We start from the raw sequence: 15,743 nt of genomic DNA, 5'->3' as shown, positions 1-15,743 counted from the left end.
TCACGTTGTGGAAGCGTCTCCAGACTGCTCTTGGTCTCTACCCCGGAATGGGGAATCGACCGCGTCGACTTTGGCCTAGACTACTGTATTCAGGATGCGTGGTACTCACTGAAATAGTGGACGCTATAATGGACAAATTAAAACATAACCGTGACGTCGTGCGCGTGCAGGTAGAAGGTGTTTCCTTCCTCCTCCGTGTTCATACAAATGATTCTGGTGTATCACGGGAACTCCGACTCCACAATATTCGAGAACCGAAGGCGTCTAGATACCTTGTTACTGACTTTCTTAATGACAGAGAAATAGCTTTTGACGTAGGTGCAAATATTGGTTATTATGCTATTCTTACAGCGTTAGCTTCTGAGCAATCTCGAGTGTATGCTATTGAACCCGTCAGAGAAAACTTAGAATTACTTCAGGAGAATATAGCCCTTAACGATTTGGAAGATAGGGTTAAAGCTCTCGAGTATGCAGTATCTGATAAGTGTGGTAGGGTTCGCATGATTCTGGAAAATAGATCTAATTGGCACCGTATCGTCAACGTCGATAACAATGATTATATAGAGGTTGAGTCAATAACACTTGATGAGCTGTCTGAGAAACTCGGCGAGAGGCCCACTTATGTACGTATGGATGTTGAAGGAGCCGAGTTTGAGGTAATTCGAGGTATGGTTGAGCTACTGGAATCGGACGATCCGCCGAAGCTGTTCATCGAACATCACATACATCTGCTGGGGCTCGATGTTACTCTCGACCTCATTGAAACGCTTCTGGACTATGGTTTCGAGATCGCCGCGGCTTTCGGATACCCACACGCATCGCTCCACGACCGAGAGGGCGGGTACCGGCCGCTCGTCGGCAAAGTGGTCCGGTGGCGCGGACTTGATGTGGAACTGTACGAGACGTCGTTCGAACAACTGTATGATGTGATTGTGGAAAAGAGTTGGGACTGCTTCCACGTCTTCTATCGGCCTATCTGACGCCACAATCTCGGACTTAGGAATACACCGACGGGTTCGCCCGCAGTCTCAGCAAGCTTCCAGGCTCCCGGTATCACGTCCAGGTCTTCCGGCCGCTCGATCGTGAAAGTGTGTAGGTTGATGTCTTCCAAGATCTTGGGCGCTGCTTTCCCCATCCCCACCTGCGCTGGGATGTCTTCGAACAAGTAGCCACGGTGACTCATCAACATCAACAGTGGGAGTCGGTAGGTTAAGGTGAGTGAGCAAAGAGCGTTGACGGAGTTACCTAGGCCCGAGTTCTGCATTATCAGTGCGGGTTTCTCGCCCGCGAGGGCGGCTCCCGCGCAGATTCCTACGCCTTCTTCCTCCCTGGATACTCTGACCGTTCGGATCTCCGGGTGTTCTTCCAATCTCTTGATGATCCCGTCCAATAGTGAACATGGTAGCCAGCAGGCGAAGGTGATTCCAGCTTCCTCCAGAGCCTCGACGATGGCATCATCGACGTTCAATCGTCATTCCCCGTCCAGCGCGACCCGGCCCATAGTCTCCGCCCTGAGACCCGCCCGCAGTGTGGCTAGCGGTATCACCTCTTCCGGCGGGACGTTCGCGATGTTGACCTCAGGACCGAACTTGACGATCAACTCGAACTGCTGCTCCTTCTCCGGAGCCTCGAACATCACGCGCTGAATTCCGACTCCCTTAACGATCTCCGATAGTACGCGCACTCGCTCTCTCTTCTCCGCTCCCATCGGACCGTGTTTACCGCTTTCTCTGGCTTCGACGATCACGTATTCGGCGCCGGCTTCCATGCACTTGTTCATGCGCCCCACGATGTCAGATGGCGAAAGCATGGAGTACTCCTCGTCCCTCTTCTTACCTTCTTCTGCGTAGACGGTGAAACCGTGCTCACACGCCAGTTCGATGAGCTCGCACTTCTTCTCGATGGACATCGGAATCATACCGTCTGAGATCTCGATAGCGTTGAATCCTAGCTCATCGAGCTCGTTCAGATACTCCCCGAAGTTGCCCTGAGCAATCGCTATCTCGGCCAGGGTGCCTCCAGGGAACACGTCCAGCCCCGCATCCACGTACATCTCGACTTTTTGCGCGACGATCTCCTTGTCAATGAGCCGTGCCGTGCCCCATCCCAGCTTGACGGCCGTCACGTACTCTCCGGCGGTTTTCAGAAACGATTCCACGAACTCGGGTGTCAATGCCTTGTCCAGCATGACCGTCGCGCCGTCCACTTTTGGAATCTTCACGGACTTCTCGAACGCCTTCACCGAGTGCCCCCCGGCCGATTCTGGGGGAACGGCTTTAGTGTATTCTGGACCGGGTGGCGCGGGGCCGACAAGTATGAAGCGAATTGAAGCTTTAAGAGTGGTCGCCGACGTAGCCGAGCGGTACGACGCCGTAGTTACGGTCCACTTAGGTTTCCCGGCCCGGGAGCTCTACCACGTTAACGATCGGCGCCTCAACTTCTACATGTTGGGAGCGATGGGTCAGTCCTGCTCAGTCGGTCTCGGACTGGCTCTCTGTACCGATCGGGAAGTACTGGCGATTGAAGGAGACGGCGGTATTATGATGAATATGGGGATTCTCCCTACGATCGCCCAAGAGAGACCGCGTAACTACACCCTCGTACTCATCGACAACTCTACGTACGCCACTACAGGAGACCAGCCTACGCCGTCCGATCGCATCGATTGGGAGAAGGTGGCTGAGGCCCATGGGTTGACGTACTTCGAGGCTTCCGAGCCAGAGTCCGCTGAAGTAGCCTTAGAAGACGCGCTCGCGACTGAAGGTCCTCGTATGGTAAGGCTGGAGGTCGACCCTGGAAACGCCGACGTCCCCTTGATAGATTTGAATCCGGAGGAAATCAAAGTGCGGTTCGTTCGAGCGCTGCGGGAGGGATGATCATTGAAAATACCGCCTGAGGATTTGATGGACTTCGTCAGTGAAGCTCTCCACTCCGTCGGTGTACCGCGTAAAGACGCTCGGACAGCCGCCGAAGTCATCGTAGAGGGAGACCTTCGCGGATTTCACTCTCACGGCGTTCTGAGGTTGCCTGGTTACATTGAAGGAATCGAGAAAGGCGCAATCCGCCCCGAGTTGAGGATGGAGGAAATCTCCAGGAAGTCCTCTGTCGTACTCTATGATGCTTATCATTCGCTGGGACACGTCGTCGGATACAGGGCAACACTGGAAGCTGTCGAACTCGCTCGGAAGCACGGATCAGGCGTGGTGGCTGTCCGTAACGCGTCTCACTACGGGATCGCCGGGTACTACACGACGCTGGTCGCTGAACGGGGATTCATCGGATTCACAGCCTGTGGAACGGAACCTGCGGTCGCCCCTTACGGCGGCTCCCAACCTGTGCTGGGAACCAATCCGGTGTCCATCGCGTTCCCCCGTAGGGACGGTCCACCTATCATCGTCGATATGGCCACGAGCGTAGTCGCGAGGGGGAAGATCCTTCAGGCATTGCGAGAGGGTAGGGAGATACCTCAGGACTGGGCCGTAGGGCCTGACGGAGAGCCTACCACGGATCCCGAGGAGGCCCTTGCAGGGGCACTACTACCGTTCGGAGGGCACAAGGGGTACGCCCTGTGCTTGGCACTCGAGGTGTTAACTGGTCCCGTCGTTGGGGCTGCCGCTGGAAAAGACGTTCAGGGGACTACGGATCCTACGGTTCCGTGCAACAAAGGTGACGTGTTCGTAGCGCTCGACCTGTCGGCCTTAGTCGACGAACATGAGTACTACGACCGACTTGAAAAGTTGGTATCGCAAGTTAAATCCGCCGGAGACGATGTTCTACTCCCGGGAGAGCTGGAGTTCCGACGCCGAGAACGCGCACTTCGGGAGGGTATCGAGCTTCCGGAAGGATCGGTACGTGCCGTCCGAGAAGTGGCGGAAAAGTTAGGGTTAGAGGATCCGACGCGTTAGTCCCCGCGTCGACATGCCAGCCGATTCACGCCCCGAACGAACGCCTTCACGCTGGCCATCACGATGTCCTCTGCGGCACCTCGAGCAGTGGCGACGTTCCCGTTCTCGTCCTCCAACCTCACCGTAACCTCGGCGAGAGCGTCGGTGCCCCCGGTGATAGCCTCTAGGCGATACTCTTTCAGCTCCACGTCTATACCGAGCTCCTCGATCGCCTTGCGCAGTGCCCGTATCGCCGCGTCAACTGGGCCAACACCGGTCGACGCCGCTTCATGCTCCTCACCGTCTAAGTACACACGTACCGACGCTGTCGGCGTGAACTTGTTCCCAGTCATCACGGCGATCTCTTCCAGCTTGACCGCCGCCTCTGACTCGGGCACCTCGCCGACGACGTCCCGGGCTATGGCTTCGAGATCGTCTTCGGTGACGCGTTTGCCCTTATCCCCGAGCTCCTTGACGCGCCGAACTATCTCGTCGAGTTGTTCCTCCGTGACCTCGATCCTCATCTCCTCGAGCTTCTTCTTGATCGCGTGCCGACCCGCGTGCTTACCTAGTACTATACGCCGTTTATGACCGACGTCCTCAGGCCGTATGGGTTCGTACGTCTCCGCCTTCTTGATCACACCGTGGGAGTGAATCCCCGACTCGTGGGCGAAGGCGTTCTCGCCGACTATCGGGGTGTTCGGAGGCACTACGACGCCAGTCAGTCGCTCCACGAGCCGTGAGAGCTCGACGAGCATCTCGGTCCTCACGCCCAACTCGATATCGTACAACGCTTTGAGGGCCATTACGACCTGTTCCAATGATGCGTTACCGGCGCGCTCGCCGATCCCGTTCACGGTCACATGAACCTGTTCGGCCCCAGCTTCGACGGCGGCCAATGAGTTGGCCACGGCCATGCCGAAGTCGTTGTGGCAGTGAACGCTGACTGGCACGTTCACGGCGTCGACTACTTCCGCCGTCAGTCGATACATCTCTGGAGGGGTCATGACGCCAACAGTGTCCGGGACGTTGACACGATCCGCTCCGGCCTCCACGGTAGCTTTATAGACCTCGAGCAGGTAGTCCCAGTCCGTCCGTGTGGCGTCCTCCGCAGAGAACTCCACTGTGACCCCGTGGTCACTGGCGTACTCCACGCCCTCTACGGCACGCTCCAAAGCCTCTTCCCGGGACATCTCCAACTTGTATTTGAGGTGGATGTCCGACGTTGCTATGAACACGTGTACGCAGTCTACGTCTGCGTCGATCGCCGCGTCTATATCACCCTTCACGCACCTAGCTAACCCGCATATCTCTGCCTCCAGTTCCTCACTTGCTATCATCTTCACTGCCTCGAACTCACCCTCGCTGGCTACGGGGAAGCCCGCTTCGATGGTATCCACGCCGAACTCGTCCAACTTCATCGCGATCTCGACCTTCTCCTCCACCGTGAGACTGACGCCCGGCGTCTGCTCTCCGTCTCTCAGCGTTGTGTCGAAGATCCGTACCCGGTCGGGCAACTTACGCTCCCAGCAGAAAGGAAGTCCCCTCGACCATTTTCGAGCCCCCGAGGGGAAACGAGCTTGAGAACCGAGGAGTTGAAACTGAAGTTGAAGGAGCTCGTCGAAAGTATCGAAGATGAGGGACTGCGAGAACTCGTTATGAAGGTTTTGGAAGAAGGGTTCGCCCACGAGGAAGTACCCGATCCCGAGCCCGTTGAGGAGGTTCCGGCCAGCCGCAGACAACATCACTCTTACCCAGGGGGGTTGCTCGAACACACAGTAGCGACGACTAAACTCGCCCTCGCGATGGCTGAGGTGTTCGAGGAAATTTACGGGGTGGAGGTGGACCGTGACCTCGTGATCGCGGCCGCGATACTTCACGACTTGGGCAAGGCAACATCCTACGAGCAGCGCGAGGAACGGTATAAGATCTCCGACTTCGGACGTCGATTGGACCACCTCACACTGATCGCGGCGGAGTTGTACGCTCGAGGTGCACCGGTGGAACTCATCCACGCGGTGGCCGCACATCACGGCCGCGGATCTCCGATACCTCCGAACACACCGGAAGCTCTCATCGTGCACCTGGCGGACCGGTCCGATGCCGAGTTCGCCACCGAAGTGATCAAAGCCGCCCGTAACGTGGTCAGGGCTCGGCTGAGGGAGCTCGGCATGGAGCCTACCGACGAGCTCGTCGAAGAGGTCCTAAGGCGCGTCGGGCCCTCCGAGATCTTCCTCACCAGGGTTCGAGAGGGGCGAGACGCCGTCAGACAGCTGGTGGCCGAGATCCTCGAGGAGATCGAGGAGGGTCCATCCTCATATGCGTCAACCCGTGGATGATCCTTCACGGTAAACTCTTAAGTCGGCGTGGGCCGGCCGCGAGGGGGTGGATGCCGTGTCGATGTACAAGTACCAGCGGGAGGCGTGGAAGCGACCAAATGACTCTTACGTTGGAGAGCTGCTGAAGGAGCGTCTCCCGAAGTGGCGTAAGGGACCGTCGGTCCAGCGTATTAAGCGTCCGACGAGAATCGAGCGAGCACGTCGTCTAGGGTACCGCGCTAAGCCCGGCTACGTGGTAGTTCGCGTACGCGTACCCAAGGGAGGTCGTCGCAAGTCGAGACCGAGGAAGGGTCGTCGCCCCAAGCGTATGGGTAAGAATAAGTTCTCGCCGGGCAAGAGCAAGCAGTGGATAGCCGAGGAGCGCGCCCAGCGTAAGTACCCGAATCTGGAAGTGCTCAACTCCTACTGGGTCGGTGAGGATGGTCAGTACAAGTACTATGAGGTGATCATGGTGGACCCGTATCACCCGCAGATCAAGAGTGACCACCGCATTAACTGGATCTGTCAGAAGTCCCAGAAAGGACGCGTGTTCCGTGGTAAGACCGGAGCGGGCAAGAAGGCTCGAGGACTGCGGAAGCGCGGTAAGGGTGCCGAGAAAGTCAGGCCGAGCCTCCGAGCCCACAGGAGGCGCGGTAAGTGATCTCCGCCGCGCCCTCATCGGGGTCGTACCTTGACTCTCCCCGTCAACAGTATCTCAGCCCGCGTGATCGCTCACGCTACTGAGGATGAGGTGAAAGTTCTCGAGGCGTTGGCGAACGTATTAGGTGGTGTTCTCGAGGAGGAAGACGTCGAGCCCGAGACGTTCTACGCGGAGGGACACCACGGGAACCCGATCACCATATTTCAAGTCAAGATCGACAGGCCGAGGTACATCGAGCGAGTCCTGGAACACTGGCGTGAGAACATACCAGCGGAGGAGCGGAGGCGCGTGTGGAGTGACATAGAGCGGCGAGTAGATGACAAGGGCAATCTCTACCTGCGCTTCGACAAGCAGAGCGCCTACAAGGGGGAGCTGCGGATATCGGACGCAGACGATGTGGTCAGGGTGAAAGTCAACCTGGAGAGCTACCCTGCGAGCCGCGAGGGGGGCATAAAGACGCTAGAGCGGCTCGGTATCTTCTCCGACGATTGAGGGTTTCCGAGAACTTCGCCCTTCGAGTTCACGTCGACGAGGTAGATCCCCTGAGGATGGCTCTGGCCGTCGAGCGTTTGGACTACGAGATCGCCGTCCTCTGTCTGGAACTGGAAGCGGAACATCTGAATATTGACGATTTGAGGTGGCTCATCGAGGAGATCCGGGACATCCGTGAACACGTTGAGAGCGTGCTCGTCCTACCTGGCTGCAAACTAGAGGCGGAGTCCGCGGAGACTCTCCGTAGAGCGATCCGCCGAACACGACCCCTCGTGTACTTGCTCGCCGTCGGCGGCGGCGATCCTAAAATCAATCGAACTGCCGTTTCCGATACTAGGGTGGATCTACTATCACATCCAGAGCGCGGTAACCCCCACGCTGGTTTAGGCAAGTATGAGATCGAGCTAGCACGGGAGAAGTGGACCTACGTGGAGATCGATCTATCGAGACTGCTCCGACGGGAGGGCGAGCGACTCGCGTGGCAGGTCTCTCGAATTCGTGACCTCTTACGCTTGCGCCGCAGGAAACGGTTTCCGACTGTCGTGACGCTGGGTGCACGTGATCCACTGGAATTGATCAGGCCGAAGCAGGTGGAGGATGTCTTGAAACTTCTGGGGTTTGAAGATATCGAGGTGAAGGAGATGTTTGTCGAGGCTCCCAGGGAAATCCTCCGGTGGAACACGGCGTGTAAGCATGTTTTCACGGTGCCCGGCGTCGCCTCACTGGGGTGAAACACATGCGTGTGCGTCTGTCCTCCGCACTCCGCCCCAGATGGCGTTATGTAACGTTTAAGGTATGGTCGGAGCGCGTCGAAGTGCTGGATTTCGAGGGGATGAAGGACCTCATCGTTCGAGCTCTACTTTCGGCGTTGGGGCCTACGGGAACCGGCCGGATCGGACCATGGTTAGTGCGTAGTTACCGTGATCTTAACGCGGGCATCCTGAGGGTGCGACGGGGTCAAGAGGAGGAGGCACGCGCGGCATTATCATTATACCGTCGGGATCCGGAGCTCGGTCGTGTTTTCATCGAGGTTCTCGGTACCTCCGGAACGATTAAAGGGGCGGAACGGTACCTCTCTCGAGTCCCGAAATGTGACCGTGAGCGGGTGGGGAACCGCGAGTTCGTGTTGTACGAGAACGGTGAAATCGACGTCGTGGAGGATGGTCGTGTAGTTGCGTTCGCCAGCTTCGAACGTCCACTGCCTGAAGAGAATCGGGGGTAGTGGCCGTGCAACCTGCTCAGACGGCGTATGACCGGGCTATCACCGTCTTCAGCCCGGACGGCCGACTGTTCCAGGTTGAGTACGCGCGCGAGGCCGTCAAGCGCGGTACTACGGCTTTAGGGATTAAAGTGGAAGAAGGCGTCGTCCTTGGGGTCGATAAGCGTGTCGCCTCCAAGCTGATCGAGCCCGAGTCCATAGAGAAAGTCTACCAGATCGACACTCACATCGGAGCAGCTACGGCGGGACTCGTCGCGGACGCTCGCGTGTTAGTCGAGCGTGCCAGGATCGAGGCACAGACGTATCGGTACACTTACGGTGAGCCGATCGATGTAGACGTGCTCGTGAAGGCTATCTGCGACCTCAAGCAGGTGTACACGCAGCACGGAGGAGTTCGACCCTTCGGAACCGCGCTTTTGATCGCCGGTGTAGATAGGAAGGGATGTCGCCTGTTCGAGACCGATCCCAGCGGTGCTCTGACGGAGCACAAAGCCACGGCGATCGGTGAAGGTCGCCAGGAAGCGCTTGACGTGTTCGAGGAGGAATACCGGGAGGACATGACCCTCCGAGAGGCCGTCAAGCTCGCGGTGCGGGCGCTGTACGAAGCCTCACGGGAGGAGACCACCGCCGACAACCTCGAGATCGCCGTTGTCGACGAACAAGGATTCCGGAAGCTTGAGCGGGAGAAAATCGAGGAAATGTTTGAACGTGCAGTCGGTTCGGAGAAAGACGAGGGTGAGTAACAATGGCCAGAGTCAGTCTGGAAGACGCCGTTGTAGCGCGTCTGGAGAAGGGAGGCGAACGATTCGAGGTGCTCGTCGATCCCGAAGGGGCCCGTAAACTCCGGGAAGGTGAAGACGTGGACGTCGAGGAGATATTGGCCGTGGAACAAGTCTTTCGCGATGCAAGGAAAGGTGAGAGGGCCTCAGAGCAAGCGATGGAGGAACTTTTCGGCACTTCCGACCCCATTAAGGTCGCGGAAATCGTGATCAAGGAGGGAGAAATACAGCTAACCGCGGAACAACGAAGGAAAATGCAGGAAGAAGTTAAACGGAAAATCGTCCACATAATCGCCCGCCGCGCGGTGGATCCCAGAACGGGGGCCCCGCATCCTCCTGAGCGAATCGAACGTGCCATGGAGGAGACCGGTGTTCACATCGATCCTATGAAGGGTGCTGAGGAGCAGGTAAAGGACGTCATCAAGCAGTTGCGTCCGGTCCTGCCGATGAAGTTCGAGGAAGTGAAAGTGGCCATCCGTATCCCCGCGAAGTACACCGGACAGGCTATGGGTATCGTGCGCGAGTTCGGTGATATCGAGCGGGAGGAGTGGCAGTACGACGGTGCTTGGGTAGCCGTAGTACGATTACCGGCTGGGTTGCAGGACGAGTTCTTCGAGAAGCTTAACGAGATCACTAAGGGAGATTTCGAGAGCAAGATACTGGAAAGGGAGAGTGTGGAGGGTCCCTGAATGGGAACCGTCGAAACCCTCGCGGAACACCTACGCGAGCTTATCGGCCGTGTGGCTCCGCCGGGCTGGGAGGACGAGGTCCGCGAGTACGTGGAGGATACGCTGGAGAAATACTGTGACGACGTCCATGTGGATACCCTGGGGAACGTGGTCGGCACTATCGAAGGTTCCGAGTACGAGGTAATGGTAGCCGCCCACATGGACGAAGTAGGTTTCATCGTCAAATCCATCGACAAGAACGGGTTCATACGGTTCGCGAAGCTCGGCGGTATCGATGACAGGATCCTACCGGGCTCACGCGTGATCATCGTGAACTCCGAGGGCGAGAAGGTGCCGGGGGTAGTCGGAACTAAGCCTCCGCACATCCAGGAGCCGAAGGAGCGGCGGAAGGTACCCGAGCACAAGGACTTGTTCATAGATATCGGCGCCTCAGACCGTGAGGAGGCTGAAGAACTCGTGAGCGTTGGTGATGTCGGTGTCCTAGCCGGAGAGTTCGTGGAACTGGTAGGGTCGAGAGTAAACGGTCGAGGTCTCGACGATAAGATTGGCGTCGCCGTCCTTCTCGCTCTGGCCGAGCGTCTCTCCGACCTCGACGGAGATCACCCCACGTTTTACCTGGTGGGGACAGTTCAGGAGGAGGTGGGTCTGAAGGGGGCCAAAACGTCCGCCTTTGAGGTCTATCCAGATGGTGCTGTAGTTCTGGACACCGCCGTAGCTGGTGACGTGCCGGGATTGAAGAGGACGGAGCTAAAGCTTGGGAAGGGACCGGCGATCACGGTAGTCGACGCGAGTGGTCGAGGTCTAATCACTCACCCTAAGGTGAGAAAGCTACTGATAGATACCGCGGAAGAGCTGGACGTCCCATACCAGCTCGAAGTGGGCGAGGGAGGCACCACCGACGCGACGGCTATTCACCTGACCAGAGGTGGCGTCCCGACGGGTGTGGTGGGAATCCCGACCAGGTACCTACACTCACCGGCGGAGGTGCTGGATCTCGAGGATGCGAAACACGCCCTCGAGCTCGTAACCGAGGTCGTGCAAAGGTTCCCGGATTACGTACCGAGGTGATGCGAGCGTGCCCGAGTTCGAGCTGTACGTCGAGGACCGTCAGGTCGTTACTCCCGGTGAGTTGTTGGCTAGAGGACAGGTGATCGCGAGCGAGGGGACGTACACCAGAGGGGACGAAGTCTACTCTAAAGTCACCGGGCTCGTCGACATCGACGGCCGTAGGATCAGAGTGATACCGCTGGCCGGCCCATACAGGCCCTCTCCGGGCGATCTCGTCGTTGGGATCGTGGAGGAGGTGAAGTTCTCAAGCTGGCTCATCGACGTTCGTGCGCCTCTTCCTGCGATACTTCACGTATCGAACGCTCTTGATGAAAAAGTCGATCTCATTGAAACCGACCTTTCCAGGTACTACCGTCCGGGAGATGTCATAACGGCTGTCGTTCGAGAGGTGGACCCGGTACAACGCGTGGAACTGTCTCTACTAGAAGACGATGCTCCGACGAGGCTCGGCCGACTTCAGGGTGGTCGGGTCGTAGAGATAGATCCCGTGAAGGTCCCCAGGGTTATCGGACGTAAAGGTTCCATGATCAGGGTGATCAAGCGCGTTCTCGGCTGTGACATCATCGTGGGTGCCAATGGGCGGATATACGTGCGTGCTCGGGAGGAACCGAAGAAAGAACGAGAGCTCCTCGCCGTACGAGCTATCCGCGAGATCGAGCGTCGATCGCATCTCCGTGGTCTTACCGACTGGTTGAAAGCGAATCTAAAACGACTCTCACGGTGGTGATCTGTAAAATGGAAGAGAGGCCAGAGCGGTTGATCTCGGAGGACGGCCTGAGGCTGGACGGTCGCAAGCCCGATGAGATGCGTCCGCTGAAGATTCAAGCCGGAGTACTGAAGCGGGCTGATGGCTCGGCTTACTTGGAGTTAGGTGCCAACAAGATAGTAGCCGCGGTATACGGGCCCCGAGAGCTCCATCCCAGGCATAAGCAGAAACCTGACCGTGCTGTCGTCAGGTTCCGGTACAACATGGCCCCGTTTTCTGTGGACGAAAGGAAGCAGCCTGGTCCGGACAGACGATCTATCGAGATCTCCAAGCTGTCTAAGGAGGCCCTGGAGCCGGCAATCTTCACCGAATACTATCCGCGAACGGCCATCGACATCTTCGTCGAGGTCCTTCAGGCAGACGCGGGGACACGGTGTGCCGGTATCAGTGCGGCTTCAGTCGCCTTAGCGGATGCTGGGATCGAGATGCGCGATCTGGTGGCGGCGTGTGCGGCCGGGAAAGTCGAAGGGAAAGTAGTGCTGGATCCCATGTACTACGAAGACGGATACGGGGAAGCTGACGTCCCGCTCGCCATGATGCCGAAAGAGGGCAAGATCACGCTGCTCCAAATGGACGGTGATATGACACCTGAAGAGTTCAAACAGGCGGTGAAGCTGGCCAAGAAAGGGTGCAAGATAGTGTACAAAGAGCAGCGCAGGGCGTTGAAGGAGAAATACGGGGGAGACTGACGTGGATCTAGACCTGCTGTCCCGTATCAAACGTCATGAGGTACTTGCCGCTATAAAGGCCGGAGAAAGGATCGACGGGCGTGATTTCGAAGAGTTTCGTCCTATCGAGGTGCGTGCTGGAGTCATCTCCAAAGCGAACGGGTCGGCCTTGGTCCGCCTCGGGAACACCCAGCTGGTCGTCGGTGTGAAGCTGGAAGTGGGTCGCCCTTACCCCGATTCACCTAACGAAGGTGCCTTGGCGGTCAACGCGGAACTCGTTCCGCTCGCCGATCCATCTTTCGAACCAGGTCCTCCAGATGAAAACGCGATCGAGCTCTCTCGTGTCGTGGATAGGGGAATCCGTGAGTCCGAGATGATAGATCTTGAGGAGCTCTGTATAAAGGAAGGTGAGCACTGCTGGGTGACTTTCGTAGACATCCACATACTGGACCACGACGGGAACTTGTTCGACGCCTCCATGATCGGTTCGGTTTCCGCACTCTCCATCACCGAGGTACCGAAAGCTAAAGTCATGGACGACGAGGTTAAAGTTATAGAGGAAAACACCGAACCGCTCGCTATCAACGACTTTCCCATCTCCGTTACTATCGCTAGAGTTGGTGAGTACTTGCTCGTCGACCCCTGTCTCGAGGAAGAGATCATCATGGACACCAGGCTAACGGTAACCGTCACTGAAAGTGGAGAAGTCTGCGCGGTTCAGAAGGGGGAGTTTGGGGATCTTCCTGAACATCTACTGGAGGACGCCATTGACTTAGCCACGAAGAAGGCGGAAGAAGTCCGACGTACCGTCAAGGCTCAACTGTAATCAACTCCCCAAACCTTATATCGGTCAAAGGGCCTGCGCGCGGGGGTGCGGAACGGTGGGTCGCACGAAGAAGGTCGGTCCAGCGGGACGTTTCGGACCCAGGTACGGAATGCGGATCCGACGTCGTGTCGCGGAGATCGAATCGGTCCAGCGACAGAAACACGAGTGTCCCGTATGTCACAAGCGGGCCGTGAAGAGGGTTGGTACCGGTATTTGGAGGTGCACTAAGTGCGGCGCGGAGTTTACAGGAGGAGCCTACTATCCCGAGACTGAAGCCCAGAGGATCGTCAGGCGCGCTATTCGGAAGGCGTTGGAGGAGAAGTGACCATGTACGAGGAAGAGAAGTACGAGTACATCTGCATGAGGTGTGGTAAGAAGGTCAGGTTGGACATCAACGAAGATCCCATTCGCTGCACCCACTGTGGCTTCAGACTGGTAATGAAACCCCGGCACCCCGTGCCCAGGAGGTACACAGCTCGTTGAGACAGGCTGCCATCACCACCTCACAGCGCCCCGCTCGCCGCACGCGCTCGCTGTGTCGTGACCTGGAGTGCGCACTACCCGATGCTACTTACATCCTGAGGGGTACGAAGAACCTCCGGGACACTGTACTGGAGGCATTAGAATCCGGCGCTGAGGTCCTTTTCTACGTGACGGAAGCCAAAGGTAACCCCGCCCAACTCCATGTGATAGACCTAGGGGAGATTCCACCCAGGTTACGACTATCGTTCTGGCTAGGTGGTGTCAAGCTACAGCGTGAGCTCTTCGGGAATAGAGTTGATCTTCCTGGCAATATGGTGATCACGACGTCGAAACGTCCAGTTTCCGGTCACATGAAGGTCGCGGAGTCGCTGTCCGAAGTTCTCGGAGTAGAATTCGTACCCCGAGTGGGTTCCTTGGAGGACGTACTCGAGGAGGCCCTAGCCGACGTGCTGTTGGTAGTCGAAGGCCATCCCCGTCACTTAGGAACCCTAACCTTTTACCGTCGCACCGACAAGGTCGGCCCGTCCCTGTTCTATCGGGATTTTCGCACCAAGAACGAGAGGATGAAATTATAACACGAGGGTGGAACCATGCACACGCTTCGATGTAACGCCGAGCTCGAATCGGAACGAGTCGCCAGAGTAATCCACGAATCGGTGTTACCGGACGTTAAACTCATGCCGGCACGGCGATCACGGGTGGACATCGACCGCCTCGGTAACAACATACAAATAGAGATCCGAGCGGAAGATGTGTCGGCACTCCGAGCATCAGTCTCAGGAGTGTTCCGTCTCCTCGCACTCTCAGAGCGGGTCATCACGACGGTTCTGGGGGACGTGTAAATGGCTCAGAATATGGAGCAGCAGGTAGCTCAGCTCCAGCAGCTTCAGCAGCAGTTGAGTTCTATCGTCGCGCAAAAGCAGCAGCTGGAGCTGCAGCTTAGGGAGATCGAAAGGGCCCTTAAGGAACTCGACGAAATCGAAGAAGGTACCAAGATATACAAAACTGTTGGTGGCTTGCTAATAGAAGCTGACCGTGATGAGGTGAAGGAAGAGCTCGAGGACAGAAAGGAAACACTGGAGCTAAGAGTAAAAACACTTGAGAAGCAGGAAAAACGTCTCCAGCAGCAGATCGAGAACCTCCAGAAGAGACTCCAGAAAGCCCTTCAGCAGGCTGAGGGAGGTGGCGGGGCCGGAGCGGCCTGAAGCTCGAAGACATCGAACGCATTCACGAAGTAGCCCTCCAGGAGCTCTATCGCAGGATTCCAAAGCGTGACTTGGAGGACGTTGACGTAACGGTGACGGTGGACGGCAAGTCCGTGGACGTAGACGTTAAAGTTGAGGTACACCCGCTGAGCGAACTCTCCGATGAGGAAATTAAAGAGGCAGCTGAACGCGCGGCGGAAGCCGCCATTAAGGAGGCCGACAGGATCATGCTGCGGGAACCTTGACGAGTGCTTCTTTCCTCTTCCTCTTCGCGATACTGTACGCGCCTAACGCCGATGCGGCCAGGATGCCCATGAGCATAGTAACGTTCGCGTTATTCTTTTTCTCCACAGGGTTCGGTTCACGGAGGTTGACCACGCGGTTCTCCTTCCTCTCATCCGTCTTCTCCGACTTTGTTATCTCGGGGGTCTCAGGACCACCAGATGCTGGGGTCGTGGTTGTGACTTCATTTTCTCGTTTTGGGGTTGATGGATGTACAGCTTCGCTGGGAGGTACGTTGCTAGTCTCGACCATTTGCCCTTCGGTTTTCACTTCCTCCTGAGCGGGTTGCTCTGGTGAAGTACTAGAATACCCAGCGGAGGGTGTGGGTTCCGCGAGTGCTGGAGTGAGAGGGAGCGATAGTAGTAATACCAGTACGAGGATTCTCAAAGTGCGCTCACCCCCT

At 57.2% G+C, this 15,743-nt stretch carries 24 protein-coding genes; 20 read left to right on the top strand and 4 right to left on the bottom strand.

Features of this window, described 5'->3' with window-relative positions:
* Window positions 1–5 precede the first annotated feature (5 nt).
* Window positions 6–980 (top strand): FkbM family methyltransferase, encoded by a 975-nt coding sequence (locus BW919_RS02915; RefSeq protein ID WP_088335569.1) that lies wholly within the window; start codon window positions 6–8, stop codon window positions 978–980.
* Here the strand turns inward: BW919_RS02915 and comD are convergent.
* Both comD and comA read right to left on the bottom strand, forming a co-directional pair.
* On the bottom strand, window positions 965–1,468 hold the full coding sequence (gene comD, locus BW919_RS02910) for a sulfopyruvate decarboxylase subunit alpha (protein WP_088335568.1): 504 nt from the start codon (window positions 1,466–1,468) through the stop codon (window positions 965–967). The two genes, BW919_RS02915 and comD, sit on opposite strands and share 16 nt — an antisense overlap.
* Window positions 1,469–1,471: 3 nt before the next feature.
* On the bottom strand, window positions 1,472–2,242 hold the full coding sequence (comA, locus tag BW919_RS02905) for a phosphosulfolactate synthase (protein ID WP_088335567.1): 771 nt from the start codon (window positions 2,240–2,242) through the stop codon (window positions 1,472–1,474).
* A 73-nt stretch (window positions 2,243–2,315) separates the two neighbouring features.
* Between comA and comE the strand changes: the two genes are divergently transcribed.
* Entirely contained in the window at window positions 2,316–2,876 is a 561-nt protein-coding gene (gene comE / locus BW919_RS02900; protein WP_157665931.1) for a sulfopyruvate decarboxylase subunit beta, read from the top strand.
* Window positions 2,877–2,879: 3 nt separating this feature from the next.
* Window positions 2,880–3,905 carry an Ldh family oxidoreductase gene (locus BW919_RS02895; protein WP_088335565.1) on the top strand — a complete coding sequence of 342 codons (1,026 nt, stop codon included), beginning with the start codon at window positions 2,880–2,882 and terminating at the stop codon, window positions 3,903–3,905.
* Here BW919_RS02895 and BW919_RS02890 read toward each other — a convergent pair.
* Window positions 3,902–5,401: a 2-isopropylmalate synthase gene (locus BW919_RS02890; RefSeq protein ID WP_088335564.1), complete on the bottom strand. Its 1,500-nt coding sequence runs from the start codon at window positions 5,399–5,401 to the stop codon at window positions 3,902–3,904. The two genes, BW919_RS02895 and BW919_RS02890, sit on opposite strands and share 4 nt — an antisense overlap.
* Window positions 5,402–5,464: 63 nt before the next feature.
* Between BW919_RS02890 and BW919_RS02885 the strand changes: the two genes are divergently transcribed.
* From BW919_RS02885 to BW919_RS02805, 17 genes are read left to right on the top strand one after another with little or no spacing between them, the layout of a single operon-like run.
* On the top strand, window positions 5,465–6,223 hold the full coding sequence (locus tag BW919_RS02885; protein ID WP_088335563.1) for a 3'-5' exoribonuclease YhaM family protein: 759 nt from the start codon (window positions 5,465–5,467) through the stop codon (window positions 6,221–6,223).
* 55 nt (window positions 6,224–6,278) lie between these two features.
* Window positions 6,279–6,863, top strand: coding sequence for a 50S ribosomal protein L15e (locus tag BW919_RS02880; protein WP_088335562.1), 585 nt, complete (start codon window positions 6,279–6,281; stop codon window positions 6,861–6,863).
* Between the two features lie 30 nt (window positions 6,864–6,893).
* The gene (locus tag BW919_RS02875) at window positions 6,894–7,355 is read left to right on the top strand and encodes an RNA-binding domain-containing protein (protein ID WP_088335561.1); all 462 of its coding nucleotides are present in this window, start codon (window positions 6,894–6,896) and stop codon (window positions 7,353–7,355) included.
* Entirely contained in the window at window positions 7,352–8,086 is a 735-nt protein-coding gene (locus tag BW919_RS02870) for an RNase P subunit p30 family protein (RefSeq protein WP_088335560.1), read from the top strand. The genes BW919_RS02875 and BW919_RS02870 overlap by 4 nt, the downstream gene beginning before the upstream one ends.
* Before the next feature lie 5 nt (window positions 8,087–8,091).
* Complete coding sequence (locus BW919_RS02865; RefSeq protein ID WP_088335559.1) at window positions 8,092–8,577, top strand: Rpp14/Pop5 family protein; 486 nt, start codon at window positions 8,092–8,094, stop codon at window positions 8,575–8,577.
* 5 nt (window positions 8,578–8,582) lie between these two features.
* Window positions 8,583–9,317, top strand: coding sequence for an archaeal proteasome endopeptidase complex subunit alpha (gene psmA, locus BW919_RS02860; RefSeq protein WP_088335558.1), 735 nt, complete (start codon window positions 8,583–8,585; stop codon window positions 9,315–9,317).
* Window positions 9,318–9,319: 2 nt separating this feature from the next.
* The gene (locus tag BW919_RS02855) at window positions 9,320–10,042 is read left to right on the top strand and encodes a ribosome assembly factor SBDS (RefSeq protein ID WP_088335557.1); all 723 of its coding nucleotides are present in this window, start codon (window positions 9,320–9,322) and stop codon (window positions 10,040–10,042) included.
* Window positions 10,043–11,110 carry a M42 family metallopeptidase gene (locus BW919_RS02850; RefSeq protein WP_088335556.1) on the top strand — a complete coding sequence of 356 codons (1,068 nt, stop codon included), beginning with the start codon at window positions 10,043–10,045 and terminating at the stop codon, window positions 11,108–11,110.
* Between the two features lie 7 nt (window positions 11,111–11,117).
* Window positions 11,118–11,837 (top strand): exosome complex RNA-binding protein Rrp4, encoded by a 720-nt coding sequence (rrp4, locus tag BW919_RS02845; RefSeq protein WP_157665930.1) that lies wholly within the window; start codon window positions 11,118–11,120, stop codon window positions 11,835–11,837.
* A gap of 8 nt (window positions 11,838–11,845) precedes the next feature.
* A complete protein-coding gene (gene rrp41 / locus BW919_RS02840) occupies window positions 11,846–12,565 on the top strand; it encodes an exosome complex exonuclease Rrp41 (RefSeq protein ID WP_088335554.1) in 720 nt (239 codons plus the stop codon).
* A 1-nt stretch (window position 12,566) separates the two neighbouring features.
* On the top strand, window positions 12,567–13,370 hold the full coding sequence (gene rrp42 / locus BW919_RS02835) for an exosome complex protein Rrp42 (RefSeq protein WP_088335553.1): 804 nt from the start codon (window positions 12,567–12,569) through the stop codon (window positions 13,368–13,370).
* A 55-nt stretch (window positions 13,371–13,425) separates the two neighbouring features.
* Complete coding sequence (locus BW919_RS02830) at window positions 13,426–13,695, top strand: 50S ribosomal protein L37ae (protein ID WP_011018749.1); 270 nt, start codon at window positions 13,426–13,428, stop codon at window positions 13,693–13,695.
* A gap of 2 nt (window positions 13,696–13,697) precedes the next feature.
* The gene (locus BW919_RS02825) at window positions 13,698–13,853 is read left to right on the top strand and encodes a DNA-directed RNA polymerase subunit P (RefSeq protein ID WP_088335552.1); all 156 of its coding nucleotides are present in this window, start codon (window positions 13,698–13,700) and stop codon (window positions 13,851–13,853) included.
* The gene (locus BW919_RS02820) at window positions 13,850–14,428 is read left to right on the top strand and encodes a ribosomal biogenesis protein (RefSeq protein ID WP_157665928.1); all 579 of its coding nucleotides are present in this window, start codon (window positions 13,850–13,852) and stop codon (window positions 14,426–14,428) included. The genes BW919_RS02825 and BW919_RS02820 overlap by 4 nt, the downstream gene beginning before the upstream one ends.
* 15 nt (window positions 14,429–14,443) lie before the next feature.
* Window positions 14,444–14,695, top strand: coding sequence for a KEOPS complex subunit Pcc1 (locus BW919_RS02815; protein WP_088335550.1), 252 nt, complete (start codon window positions 14,444–14,446; stop codon window positions 14,693–14,695).
* Window positions 14,696–15,058: a prefoldin subunit beta gene (locus tag BW919_RS02810; RefSeq protein WP_088335549.1), complete on the top strand. Its 363-nt coding sequence runs from the start codon at window positions 14,696–14,698 to the stop codon at window positions 15,056–15,058.
* Window positions 15,055–15,303, top strand: coding sequence for a DUF3194 domain-containing protein (locus BW919_RS02805; RefSeq protein WP_088335548.1), 249 nt, complete (start codon window positions 15,055–15,057; stop codon window positions 15,301–15,303). The genes BW919_RS02810 and BW919_RS02805 overlap by 4 nt, the downstream gene beginning before the upstream one ends.
* Here the strand turns inward: BW919_RS02805 and BW919_RS02800 are convergent.
* Window positions 15,284–15,727 (bottom strand): hypothetical protein, encoded by a 444-nt coding sequence (locus BW919_RS02800; RefSeq protein ID WP_088335547.1) that lies wholly within the window; start codon window positions 15,725–15,727, stop codon window positions 15,284–15,286. The two genes, BW919_RS02805 and BW919_RS02800, sit on opposite strands and share 20 nt — an antisense overlap.
* Window positions 15,728–15,743 lie beyond the last annotated feature (16 nt).

It is taken from the genome of Methanopyrus sp. KOL6, assembly GCF_002201915.1.
Taxonomy (GTDB): Archaea; JAADCQ01; Methanopyri; order Methanopyrales; family Methanopyraceae; genus Methanopyrus.
This window is presented reverse-complemented; position numbering and strand designations above follow the sequence as displayed.